The 12,123-nt window shown below is 70.7% G+C and carries 10 protein-coding genes; 9 read left to right on the plus strand and 1 reads right to left on the minus strand.

Translation table 11 applies throughout. The annotated features are described in order from the left end of the window. The first annotated feature begins 6 nt into the window (after window positions 1–6). From LUM46_RS25060 to LUM46_RS25095, 8 genes are all read left to right on the plus strand, one after another. A complete protein-coding gene (locus LUM46_RS25060; RefSeq protein ID WP_274997826.1) occupies window positions 7–1,623 on the plus strand; it encodes a serine/threonine protein kinase in 1,617 nt (538 codons plus the stop codon). Between the two features lie 67 nt (window positions 1,624–1,690). After that, window positions 1,691–2,407 (plus strand): hypothetical protein, encoded by a 717-nt coding sequence (locus LUM46_RS25065; RefSeq protein ID WP_274997828.1) that lies wholly within the window; start codon window positions 1,691–1,693, stop codon window positions 2,405–2,407. Further along, window positions 2,404–2,658, plus strand: coding sequence for a hypothetical protein (locus LUM46_RS25070; protein ID WP_274997830.1), 255 nt, complete (start codon window positions 2,404–2,406; stop codon window positions 2,656–2,658). The genes LUM46_RS25065 and LUM46_RS25070 overlap by 4 nt, the downstream gene beginning before the upstream one ends. Window positions 2,659–2,670: 12 nt before the next feature. After that, complete coding sequence (locus LUM46_RS25075; protein ID WP_274997831.1) at window positions 2,671–7,146, plus strand: FtsK/SpoIIIE domain-containing protein; 4,476 nt, start codon at window positions 2,671–2,673, stop codon at window positions 7,144–7,146. A 179-nt stretch (window positions 7,147–7,325) separates the two neighbouring features. Next, a complete protein-coding gene (locus LUM46_RS25080; RefSeq protein ID WP_274997832.1) occupies window positions 7,326–7,649 on the plus strand; it encodes a hypothetical protein in 324 nt (107 codons plus the stop codon). After that, on the plus strand, window positions 7,642–9,087 hold the full coding sequence (locus LUM46_RS25085; RefSeq protein WP_274997833.1) for a hypothetical protein: 1,446 nt from the start codon (window positions 7,642–7,644) through the stop codon (window positions 9,085–9,087). Before LUM46_RS25080 ends, LUM46_RS25085 begins: the two co-directional genes overlap by 8 nt. Window positions 9,088–9,103: 16 nt before the next feature. After that, on the plus strand, window positions 9,104–9,715 hold the full coding sequence (locus LUM46_RS25090) for a hypothetical protein (protein ID WP_274997834.1): 612 nt from the start codon (window positions 9,104–9,106) through the stop codon (window positions 9,713–9,715). Continuing rightward, window positions 9,712–10,362: a hypothetical protein gene (locus LUM46_RS25095; protein ID WP_274997836.1), complete on the plus strand. Its 651-nt coding sequence runs from the start codon at window positions 9,712–9,714 to the stop codon at window positions 10,360–10,362. Before LUM46_RS25090 ends, LUM46_RS25095 begins: the two co-directional genes overlap by 4 nt. A gap of 28 nt (window positions 10,363–10,390) precedes the next feature. Here LUM46_RS25095 and LUM46_RS25100 read toward each other — a convergent pair whose 3' ends face one another. Continuing rightward, the gene (locus LUM46_RS25100; RefSeq protein ID WP_274997837.1) at window positions 10,391–10,978 is read right to left on the minus strand and encodes a hypothetical protein; all 588 of its coding nucleotides are present in this window, start codon (window positions 10,976–10,978) and stop codon (window positions 10,391–10,393) included. A gap of 331 nt (window positions 10,979–11,309) precedes the next feature. Between LUM46_RS25100 and LUM46_RS25105 the strand changes: the two genes are divergently transcribed. After that, complete coding sequence (locus LUM46_RS25105) at window positions 11,310–11,918, plus strand: hypothetical protein (protein ID WP_274997838.1); 609 nt, start codon at window positions 11,310–11,312, stop codon at window positions 11,916–11,918. The last annotated feature ends 205 nt before the right edge of the window (window positions 11,919–12,123 follow it).

Genomic DNA, 12,123 nt, shown 5'->3' on the forward strand with positions numbered 1-12,123 from the left:
AGCAGTGTGAGCAGCAAGAGGAAGCCGTCCCCGCCACCCGAGATCGAGGGCTTCGAGTACCGGAAGCTCATCGGTTCGGGTGGTTTCTCGGACGTGTTCCTGTACGAGCAGCAACGACCACGTCGACAGATCGCGGTCAAGGTGCTGCTCAAGGAGTGGTCGAGCGAGACGCAGCGCGCGGCGTTCGACGCCGAGGCGGACCTGATGGCGACGCTGGGCAACCACCCGTCGATCGTCACCATGTACGAGGCGGGCGTCGCGAACGACGGCCGCCCGTACCTGGCCATGGAGTACTGCTCGCGCCCGAACCTCGGCGCCCGCTACCGCTCCGAGCGGTTCTCGGTGGCCGAGGCCCTGCGCATCACCATCCAGATCGCGGGCGCGGTGGAGACCGCGCACCGGCTGGGCATCCTGCACCGTGACCTGAAGCCCTCGAACATCCTGGTGACGCAGTTCGGGCACCCGGCGCTGACCGACTTCGGCATCTCGTCGACGGTGGACGAGGCCGCGGCGGCCGAGGGCATGTCGATCCCCTGGTCGCCGCCGGAGTCGTTCGGTGACCCGCCGATGTCCGGGATCGCCACCGACGTCTGGGCGCTGGCCGCCACCTGCTACACGCTGCTGGCCGGGCGCACCCCGTTCGAGACGCCGGGCGGGTCCAACACCTCGGCGGACCTCGTGCGGCGCATCGAGCAGGACGAGCTGCCGGCGGTGAGCCGCAGCGACGTCACGCCGTCGCTGGAGCGGGTGCTGCGCATCGCGATGTCGAAGCACCCCTCCTCGCGGTACCCGACGGTGCTGGCCTTCGCGCGCGAGCTGCAGAAGGTCCAGGTCGAGCTCTCCCGGGACGTCACCCCCATCGACCTGCTGGACGAGTCCGGCGCCATGCAGGAGGACGAGGCCGAGGCCGACGGCACCCGGCTGCGCCAGGTCGTCACCATCGACCCCGCGGGCGCCGGTGCGGCCGGCCCGAGCGCGTTCGGGCCGGGCCGGAGCAACTTCGGTCCCGGCGGCGCGGGCAGCGCCCAGCAGACCGCGGTCGGCAGCGCCTACGCACCCGCCCTGCCCGCACCGGCCCCGTCGCCGTCGGAGGACACGGTCTACCGCGGCTCCACCGACCCGTCGACGCAGGCGACGGCCGGCACCGTCGGGCCGCTCGCACCGGCCGAGCGGGCCCCGGCACCCGAGGCGGAGGAGCAGCCGCGGCGCGGCATCTGGGCGCTCGTGGTGGGGGTGGTCGTCGTCGCGGTGGTCGGGGTGTCCGTGTGGGCGCTGAACGGGACCGGTGGCCAGGACCCCGAGGGCGAGGAGACGGCCGCGACGGCCACCTTCGTGCCGCCCCCTCCCGCCGGCGGGTACGTGCCGCCGGTGGTCGAGCTCACGGGCAAGGTGCAGGGCAAGGAGGCGGTGTTTTCATGGACGGCGCCCCGGTCGCTGGAGGAGGGTGACACCTACGCGTACAGCGTGCTGGAGCTGACGGGCGATCCCGTGCCCCAGCCGGTGCCGGGCAACGGCACCTCCGTGAAGGTGCCGCTCAAGGGCCAGCAGGAGCTCTGCGTCGAGGTCGTCGTGGTGCGTTCCAGCAAGGCGTCGAGCGGGGAGAACGCCTGCGTGACGCCGTAGGGCCGACGTGTCGGCAGAGAGCTCCGGGCGGGACCTGTCCGGAGGGGGACATCAAGGAGGTGAGTGGATGAACGGCCTTGCGATCGAGTTCGCCGGTGAGTGGTTTCGACCGTCCGAGGAGGGGGCGCCGTTCGACATCGGCCGCGAGGGCGACCTCGCGATCGACGACAACCCCTACCTGCACCGCCGGTTCCTGCGCATCACGCACGAGGACGGCATCTGGTGGCTGTCCAACGTCGGCTCCCTCATCTCCGCGACCGTGTGCGACGCCGGGGGCGGCGTGCAGTCCTGGCTCCCGCCGGGCAACCGCCTGCCCATGGTGTTCCCCACGACGTCGATCGTGTTCACCGCCGGACCCACGACGTACGAGATCACCGCCCAGCTCGACAACGCGCCGTACCACGAGATCCGGTCCGAGGACGATGACGACTCCGGCGCGACCACCATCGGCGCGATCAGCTTCACGAAGAGCCAGAAGCAGCTCATCGTGGCGCTCGCCGAGCCGATGCTGCGGCGCGAGGGCACCGGCCTGAGCGAGATCCCGTCGTCGGCGTCGGCCGCCCGGCGGCTCGGCTGGGCGAGCACGCGGTTCAACCGCAAGCTCGACAACGTCTGCGAGAAGCTCGACCGGATCGGCGTGAAGGGGCTGCGCGGCGGTCCTGGCGCGCTCGCGACCAACCGGCGCGCGCGGCTGGTCGAGTACGCGGTGGCCTCCCGCCTGGTGACGCCGTCGGACCTGCCGCTCCTCGACGAGTCGGACGACGAGAAGGGAGCCACGGCATGAGCAGGATCGTGCGCAGCACACCCGAGCTCGTGGTGGCCGGCGCCATCGGCGGCGGGCTGATCGTCTGGGTGATCGTGGTCTTCGGGTCGGTGCTGCTCACGGGCGCCGGCACCGGTGATTTCCTGGACCCCTACCGCGCCCTCGGGCGCGTTCTCACCATGGGGTCGACGTGGCTGATCTCGGCGGGTGGTGCCGTGGTCGGCGGGGTGGTGGGCGCCGTCGTCGGCGGCTCCCGGGACAAGAAGAAGTGACGGGGAGGATTCATGCGCGTCAAGGTGACGCTCGTACGCTCGGACGGTAGCCACGACGATGTCGTGGTGACCGCCGACGCCGGTGCTCGGATCGGCGAGATCGCCGACACGATCGCCCGGGTGGACCCGTCGGCGCCCGGCGCCCCGGGTCGGTCCCGCACGCTCGAGGCGCAGCTGCCGGGCCAGGACCGGCCGGTCCGCCTCCCCGCCGACGCCGCGCTCGGTGAGGCGTGGATCGGCTCGGGCGCGTTCGTCGCCTCGGTGGAGCAGGCCATGCCCGGCTTCGACTACCCGGGGTCCGACGCCGTCCGCGCGGCGGTCCGTATCGAGGGCGGCGGCACCGTGGAGCTCACGGAGGGCTCGTGGGTCCTCGGTCGCTCGCAGGAGTGCGACGTCGTGGTCGACGACCCTATGGTGTCGAAGAACCACCTGCGCCTGGACGTGTCCGACGACGTCGAGGTGGTCGACCTCGGGTCCGCCAACGGCATCCTGGTCGACGGCGCCCACGTGCAGCGCCTCCGCATCGAGGGCTCGCAGCGTGTGGTGCTGGGTGACACGGCGGTCACCATCGAGAGCCGCCGGCCGAGCACCATCACGGGTGTGACGCCCAAGGCCGGCCCCGTCGCGTTCACGCGGTCGCCGCGGGTCGAGGCGCGCTACAAGGGGGAGGAGTTCGAGTCCCCGGAGCCGCCCAAGGAGGCCGACCCGACCGAGTTCCCATTCCTGGCGCTGCTCGCGCCGATCCTCATGGGCTTCGGCATGTTCTTCATCATGCAGCGCCCCACGGCACTGCTGTTCGTGCTGATGGCGCCCGTCATGATGATCGGCAACCACATGACGCAGAAGCGGCAGAAGCGCAAGCGCCTGGAGCGCGACGTCGAGCGGTTCGAGGAGCGGCTGTCCACCCTGCGCGAGGTCCTCAAGGAGGAGAAGGAGACGGAGCGTTCCGTCCGCCTCCGCGAGGCACCGGCCACCCAGCACGTCTACGTCGAGGCGATGCGGCACGGCCCGCTGCTGTGGACGCGCCGCCCGGAGCACTGGAGCTTCCTCAACGTCCGGTTCGGTCTGGGCACCATGCCGTCGCGCAACAGCGTGAAGACGGGCGGCAAGGGCGCTCTCATGAAGGAGTACCAGGACATCCTGGACAACCTCGTGGAGCAGTACGAGGACGTGGACGGCGTCCCCGTGGTGGAGAACCTCTACGACGCGGGCGCGCTCGGCTTCGCGGGCCCGCCGCCCCGGGTCATCGGCTCGCTGAACGCGACCCTGCTGCAGCTCACCGGCCTGCACTCGCCGTCGGAGCTGGTCGTCACCAGCATCGTGAGCCCCGTGTGGACCCAGCACCTGCAGTGGCTCACCTGGATCCCGCACACGTCCTCGGCCCACAGCCCGATCGACGGGCACCACCTCGCGGACTCCGCCTCGGGTGCGCAGCGCCTGCTGGCGCAGCTCGAGGAGCTGATCTCGAACCGCCTGAAGGCGGTGCGCGGAGCGGGCCGACGTGGCGCCGTCGGCGAGGACGCCGCGGCACTGGAGCGGGGCGGCGACGTCGGCGACCGCGGGCCGGACGCGGGCACCAAGTCGCCCGTCCCCGCGGTGGTCGTCGTCATCTCCGACGACATCGACGTGGACCGCGCGCGGCTCATCCAGCTCGCCGAGATGGGCGCGGACGCGGGCGTGTACCCGCTGTGGATCTCCGCCGAGACGGCCGGCCTGCCGGCCGCGTGCCGCACGTTCGTCGAGGTGGGCCCGGACGGCCCCCGCGTCGGCATGGTGCGCCTGGGCCGCTGGGTCGACGACGTCGTCCTCGAGGAGGTCGACGGCAAGGCGGCTCTGGAGTACGGACGCCGGCTGGCGCCGGTGTTCGACGCGGGCGCCATCGTCGAGGACGCGTCCGACCTGCCGCGCTCGATCACGATGCCGGCCCTGCTGGGCCACGACCTGTTCGAGAACCCCGACGCCGTCATGGAGCGCTGGCGCCAGAACCTGTCGGTCTACGACCGCACGGGTCAGGGCGCGCGGCGCAAGCGGCCCGGATCCCTGCGTGCGATCGTCGGCTCGGCCGGTGTGGACGCCCAGCACCTCGACCTGCGCAGCCAGGGCCCGCACGCCCTGGTGGGCGGTACCACGGGTGCCGGTAAGTCGGAGTTCCTGCAGGCGTGGGTGCTCGCGATGGCCGCCGAGTACAGCCCGGACCGTGTGACGTTCCTGTTCGTGGACTACAAGGGTGGTTCGGCGTTCGCCGACTGCGTGAACCTGCCGCACTGTGTCGGCCTGGTCACCGACCTGTCGCCGCACCTGGTGCTGCGGGCCATCACGAGCCTCCGGGCCGAGCTGCACCACCGGGAGCACCTGTTCAACCGCAAGAAGGCGAAGGACCTGCTCGAGCTGGAGAAGCGCGGCGACCCGGAGACCCCGCCGGCCCTGGTCATCGTGATCGACGAGTTCGCCGCCCTCGTGGGTGACGTCCCCGAGTTCGTGGACGGCGTCGTCGACGTCGCCCAGCGCGGCCGTTCGCTCGGCATCCACCTGATCATGGCCACGCAGCGCCCGGCCGGCGTCATCAAGGACAACCTGCGCGCGAACACGAACATGCGTGTCGCCCTCCGGATGGCCGACGAGTCGGACTCCTCCGACGTCGTCGACGTGAAGGACGCCGCGTTCATCGACCCGTCGATCCCCGGTCGCGGGCTCGTCAAGACCGGCCCCGGCCGCGTGCAGGCCTTCCAGTCCGGCTACGCCGGGGCCTGGAGCACCCGGGCGCCCGAGCGCGCGAAGGTCGAGGTGGCACGCCTGCACTTCGGCCGTGAGGAGAAGTGGGAGGAGCCCGTCGTCGACTCGGACGTCTCCCTCGACGAGAAGGACCTCGGGCCCAACGACCAGCAGCGGCTGGTCTCCCGGATCCAGGAGGCCTTCGAGCGGGGACGCCTGCCGGTCCCGCGCCGCCCATGGCTGGACTCGCTCGCAGACGTCTACGACCTGACGCGGCTGTACCAGCGCACGGACACCGAGCTGCTCATCGGTGTGGCCGACATCCCGGAGCACCAGGCGCAGGCGCCCCAGTACTTCCACCCGGACCAGGACGGCCACCTCGGCATCTACGGCACGGGCGGGTCCGGCAAGTCGACCACCCTGCGCACGCTCGCGGCGGTCGCGGGCATCACGCCGCGCGGCGGCCCCGTGCACGTGTACGGTCTCGACTTCGCCGCCGGGGCGCTGCGCATGCTGGAGGCGCTGCCGCACGTGGGCACCATCGCCAAGGGCGACGACAACGAGCGCATCGTCGGACTGATGCGGATGCTGCGCGACGAGCTGCAGCGCCGCGGTGAGGCGTTCGCCGCGGTGAACGCCGCGAGCGTCACGGAGTACCGGCAGGTGACCGGCCGGCAGGACGTGCCACGCATCCTCCTGCTCGTGGACGGGTTCGCGAACTTCCGGGACGAGTACGAGGTGGGCGCAGGCCGCGCCGAGTGGTTCGAGGTGTTCCGCGACATCCTGAACGACGGCCGAGGTCTGGGCATGCACGTCATGTTCACCGCCGACCGGTCGGGCGCCGTGCCGACGTACGTGCGGTCGATGGTGCAGCGCAACATCCTGCTGCGGATGTCCGACGACGGGTTCCTCGCGTTCAACGCGCCGCGGGACATCGTCACGGCGACGTCGCCCAGCGGGCGCGCCGTCCTGGAGGGCCTCGAGGTCCAGGTGGCAGTGGTCGGCGGCACGACGTCGGTCCAGGAGCAGGCGGTCGCCACCGACCGGCTGGCCGAGTCGATGCGCCGGGCCGGCGTGCGGCCGGCTCCCTCGGTCAGGGTGCTGCCCACGGAGTACTCCGCGCAGGAGCTGCCGCCGTCGGTCAACGGGCACCCGGTCCTCGGCATCGAGAACATCGGGATGGCCCCGCTGCCGTTCGACCCGACGGGCACGCTGGTGGTGGCCGGTCCGCCCGGTGCGGGCCGATCGAACGCCCTGGTGCACATTGCGCGGGCGGTCCAGCGGGCCAACCCGAACGCACGGCTCTACCTGTTCGCGCAGTCGCGCTCCGCGATCGCGGGCGAGATGACGTGGGCCGACGTCGCGATGGGCGTGGACAAGGTCGCCGAGATGGCCAAGGAGCTGCTCATCGCGGTTCAGGACGAGGACACCGAGCCGGGGATCGTCGTCCTGATCGAGGGCATCAACGAGTACCTGCAGACGCCCGCGGACAAGCCAATCCAGGACCTCACCAAGGCGATCCGCAAGAGCGACCACCTGCTCGTCGCCGAGGCCGAGACCGGCTCGTGGGGCGCCACGTGGCCGCTGCTCTCGGAGGTCAAGAACGGCCGCCGCGGCCTGCTGCTGCAGCCGGAGAACCTCGACGGCGACACCATCCTCAAGACGTCGCTCCCGCGCGCCGCGAAGGGCGAGTTCCCCGTGGGGCGCGGCGCCTGGATCGCGCGCGGCAAGAGCGTCCGCGTGCAGGTGCCGCTGGTGCTGGGCACGGAGGGCTGACGCGGTCCGGGAGGGCGGGCGGGCGCGGAACTGCGCCCGCCCGCCCTTCTGTGCCGCCCGTGCGGATGGGGAGTCCTGCCCATGGCGCGCCGTGCGGCGGGCGCATATCTTTCGGGCAGGACTTCAACTGAGCCGCTCCTGCGGGCGGCAACCGACTGGTGGGCAGGGGGCGGAATGCAGTGAGCGATCTGAAGATCAACATGGGCCAGCTCCGGGGCCTGGCCTCAGACCTGAAGGCGATCGCCGACGAGTTCAAGAACGCGGACAACAACTCGGAGGACGCGGCGGACGCGACCGGCGACGACGAGCTGCGCGACAAGGTGCAGGACTTCGCCGACAAGTGGCGCGTCAAGCGCGACGAGATGGGCGGCAACGTCACCAAGCTGCAGGGCATCATCCAGCAGGTGGTGGACACGTTTACCCAGGTCGACGACGACCTCGCCAAAGCCCTGGAACAGAAGGCCGAGCAGGCCACGGACTACAAGGGGTACACCAGTGTCTGACGCCCAGTACCAGAAGCTGGACGGGAACGCGGACCTCGTCCTCTCGAAGGGTCGGTCGTACCAGGCGATCGCCGAATCCATCGAGAACGCTCTGACGGCGCTCGACGCGATCGTCGACGACAACGGCACCACTGCGCAGTCCATGGCGAAGACGCGCGAGCTCGCCGGCGACGTGCGGGACGACATCAAGAAGGCGACCGGCCGGTACCGGGTCACCGGTGACGCGCTGGACAAGTACGCGCCGACGCTCGCGAGCTCGATCGAAACCTCGGAGACCGCGGCGACCAGGATCGCCGAGATCCAGAGCGACCTGTACGACGCGCGGCTCGCGAAGTTCAACGCGGAGAACGGCGTGGACGACCTCCGGGACGACGCGACCCCGGCCGACAAGTCCGAGGCGAACAGCGCGGCGACCGCGGCGAGCAGCAAGGTCGAGACGCTGGAGTCGGACCTGATCTACTGGCAGGGTCGGTGGCAGGACGCCAAGGACGCCAAGGACACGGCGGCGAGGACGGCTCGCAACGCGATCGACGAGCAGTTCGAGCGGGACGAGAAGAACGACCTCCACGACAGCGGCTGGGACAAGGTCGTCGACTTCGTGTCCGGGGTGTACAAGGTCTTCAAGATCATCTGCGACATCGCAGGCATCCTCGCCATCTTCCTGTCCTGGGTGCCGATCCTCGGCCAGGTGCTCCTGGTGCTCGCCGCGATCGGTGCGATCCTGACGATCCTCGAGTCGGTGGTGAAGTTCGCGAAGGGTGAGATCGGCTGGGGTGGGCTCCTCCTCGGTGTCGGGCTGGGCCTGGTCGGCCTGTTCGGCGGCAAGCTGGCCACGAGCCTCGGGAAGGTCGCGAAGGCGCGGGCCGTCACGAACGCCGTGGCGACGACCAACTCGACGTCCCGGCTCGCGGCACGACTGGGGACCGGTGCGAACCAGGCCGAGAAGATCGCCGACGGCATGAAGCTCATCGACGAGGCGGGTGAGACCATGGCCAACGCCGACAACCTGCTGAGCTTCAAGTCGGTCCTCAAGTCGCCGTTCACGCGGTCCGACAGCGCAGCCGACCTCTTCGAGCTGCGGAAGGCCGGCAATCTGGGCTTCATGGAGGGCGTGGGCAAGGCGGCCAAGGAAGCCTTCGTCTTCCCTCTGAAGAACCCGTTCGGTGGGAGCGCCGCGATCCTGAGGGACCCGGCTCTGTTCCACAACGCGGGCGGGCTGGTCGGAGCGACGGCGAGCATGGAGCTGGCGAACCTGGCGTCGAGCGGCGTCAAGTCCGCGATCGGCATCGATGCCGCCTTCGGTGGCAATGACGGGTGGGCGCAGGCAAACTCTGTCATCGGGACGACCGGTCCCGTGGTCGAGGGCGTCTACTCCAACATCGCCCAGCTCCCGGGCAAGGCCGTCAGCTGGGGCAAGACCATCGACGGAATCTTCTGAGAGCGGAGCTACACCGGTGACCGGACCGATCAGCGGCTTTTCCATCGGGCTGCCACTCGGGTGGCACCCCGTCCCTTCGGGCGAGGTGCCACCCGAGTGGGCCGAGGTGACGGCCGCCGCCGTCGTCGCGGGGGCGGCGGTTCCTGAGGGGACGGTCGACGCCCTCGCTCGCCAGCTGCTGGAGGTCAAGGCGTCGGTCGACGCGACGCGCGTGCGTGGCGCGCACTCGGCCGTTCTCGTCGAGCATCCCGAGGCGCCGACCATCCAGGCCATGATGACGATGGTGCTCGGGCGGCAGCTCGGTCTCGAGGCCTACGAGGAGCAGCTCGAGCACGTCGTCGAGAACGTGGACACGGCCCAGGTGATGGGCAAGCAGGCGATCGAGGCGACCGTCCCGGCCGGTGACGTCCGGGGCGCCCACTTCCTGATCGGGCATCTCCCGGCCCAGGAGGACCCGGCAGGAGTCCATCTCGAGGAGCGCGTCCACCTGGGTGTGTTCCCGCACGAGTGCCCGGACATGATCGACGTGACCGCCATCGCGGCGGGCATCGGCATCTTCGAGGACCTCCCGGCGGTCGTCGTCGGCCTGCTGGAGGACCTCGAGGTCACGAGAGGGGTGGCGGCGTGACGAAGCAGCTGGGCATGACGGTCGACGGGATGACCATCGTCCTCCCGGGATCGTGGACGAAGATCCCCCTCGACGACCCGGAACAGACCGTGGCGTTCGTCAAGCGGTTCGTGAAGCGGCAGACAGGCAAGGCCGACCGGCTTGCCAAGGTGCGGCGCGAGACGGTCCAGGACCTCGTGGCATCGGCCCGCGACGCTACCCGGATCGGTGTGCACACGTATCTGATGTCGCTGGAGATCCTGCCGCGCGTGCCGTTCCCCGCGGCGCTGCTCTTTCTCGACCAGGACTGGACCGAGGCGGCGCGCAGCGCGCTGGCCGACGGCGATGTCGAGGCCGCGCTGACCGCGACGTTCGGGGCGGTCGAGATGGGCGACTCCCGGAACGGCCCGTTCGGTCGGAGGTGGGAGGTCCTGACCCAGACGCTGGGCGAGGAGGAGATGCTGACGCTCCGGCTGGAGTACTTCGTGCCCTATCCGGACGGCACCAAGGTGCTCGTAGCGCGTGCCAATGTGCCGAACATCCCGAGGGCGGAGCCGTTCGGTCTGCTCTTCAACGAGATCATCGACTCGATCTCGTTCCCGGAGCCGGACGAGGCGGAGCCTGCGGCGGTCCTGGCGGAGCCTGCGACGGTGCCGAACGTCAGCTGAGCGGTGCACGGGGGAGACGCCTGCGGACCTACTTCTTGCCTTTCGCGCGTGCCCTCTCCTGAGCCTGCTCCCGGACGACGGCGACGCGCGCCTCGAGGGCGGCCGTCTCGGCGTCCCGCGCGGCGACGGACTCGGGGTCGGCCTGCCGCCAGAGCCCGTCGAGCGCCTTGAGGGCAGCGTCGTCCTCGTTGCTCCGCCACGCGAGCCGGTGGACCGTGGGCTCCTGCCGGGCATCCCTGGCCAGCACCGCGTCGATCGCCCTCTTGACGTCAGCGGCTACGGGCCGGGCGGTGCGGGCGGCGTCAGCGAGGGCTCGCTCCGGGCCGGCGGCTCCGGTCGCGCGGCTCTGGGACCTCGCGATGAGCCGGAGCAGGGTTCCGCCGACCGGGATGGCGACGATGCCGATCATGAGGCCGGACGCGATGCGCCACTCGATCTCCGACGGGTTGGCGACGAGCCCGATGGCCAGGCCGCCGACCAGGCAGATCGCGATCCACCAGTAGCCGATCCGGCCGACAGCCGAGTACCAGGCGGGGACCTTTCCTGACCATCCGTCGAGGGCCGCGTCCACCCGGGCGACGGCGTCGGCGGTGTCGGAGCTGCCAGGCGCGGTCATGATGGGCTTCCCCGAGCGCGGCCCGGTGTGCAGCCAGTCGAGCTGTGCCAATTTCTTTCTCCCCTGCCGTGCAGGCCCGTCACGGGCGAACTTTCGGACTGGCTGACAGTAGCAGCGGGCACACCTGAGCCGACCTGGGTTGTCCCGGTGTGGTCCGGGTGCCCGGCGCTCGCTACGGTTGCTGGGCGAAACAGGGCCGAAGCCCTGTCGCACGGACTGGAGGGGGAAGCGAGTGTCCGAGGTCGTCGCGGGAGATGCCGGTCGGTCGACGAGAACGGTCGAGGGGCCAGGACCGGCTGCCCTGGTCCTGCGGCCGCTCGGTTACCTGGGCATGACTGTCGTCTGGACGTCGATCTGGCTGATCGCGCTCGCGATCCCGGCAGGCGCGCTCGTCTATCTGGCGGTCGACGACCCGGAGGCGGTGGTGGGCAACCTGAGCCAGCGGTTCGCGAACCCCGTCGAGGCGGTCGCGATGGTCGTCTTCCTCGTGCCCCTGCTCGCGCTCATCATGGGCCCGGGCGCGATCTTCCACCTGCCGTTCATGTGCTGGCCGCTGGCCGTCCTGTGCCTGACGTACACGGTGCGCGCGCTTCGGCCTTCCTACGCGGGCGAGAAGCTGTCGTTCACCACGTACCAGGCGAGGGGCGAGTCGATCGGCCCGCCGACCGTCGGCGACCTGGCGCTCTCGCTGCAGCCGGTCCGGTCGACACGGTTCACCAACGCGGTGATGCGTTTCTACATCGCCGGCTGGAGCCTCGACGGGCCGATGTTCAAGGCGATGCTGCCGGTCGGGGCCGCGTGGTCGTTCCTGGTCCCCGTCGTGGTACCGGGCTTCGACCCGACGCTGCGGGCGGTGTGCCTCGTCGTCGCGGTCGTGCTCACGCTCGTGTCCCTGGTCCTGGGAGTCCGGGCGTTCCGAGGGCGCTTCTTCCCGGCCTGACCCCGGCCGAGGCTGTGTCGACACCAGCAGCGGAGCCCGTGACAGAGCCTGCGCTGGTGGTCGGGTCGTCATGGGTAGCCCTCCCCATCGACGGTCGGTAGGGCGTTGGTTACTGTCTGGGGTAGTCGGATCGGCCGTGGGGGCCGGCCGGGATCTGAAGAAGGGGAATTCTCATGGCGAACATGAATGTGACCTACGAGGAGCT

The organism is Promicromonospora iranensis (assembly GCF_028994805.1).
GTDB classification, from domain to species: domain Bacteria; phylum Actinomycetota; class Actinomycetes; order Actinomycetales; family Cellulomonadaceae; genus Promicromonospora; species Promicromonospora iranensis.

Coding starts and splice junctions, on each gene's coding strand:
- LUM46_RS25065 (WP_274997828.1), top strand. CDS start 1,691: ATGAACGGCCTTGCGATCGAGTTCGCCGGTGAGTGGTTTCGACCGTCC.
- LUM46_RS25070 (WP_274997830.1), top strand. CDS start 2,404: ATGAGCAGGATCGTGCGCAGCACACCCGAGCTCGTGGTGGCCGGCGCC.
- LUM46_RS25075 (WP_274997831.1), top strand. CDS start 2,671: ATGCGCGTCAAGGTGACGCTCGTACGCTCGGACGGTAGCCACGACGAT.
- LUM46_RS25100 (WP_274997837.1), bottom strand. CDS start 10,978: ATGACCGCGCCTGGCAGCTCCGACACCGCCGACGCCGTCGCCCGGGTG.
- LUM46_RS25105 (WP_274997838.1), top strand. CDS start 11,310: ATGACTGTCGTCTGGACGTCGATCTGGCTGATCGCGCTCGCGATCCCG.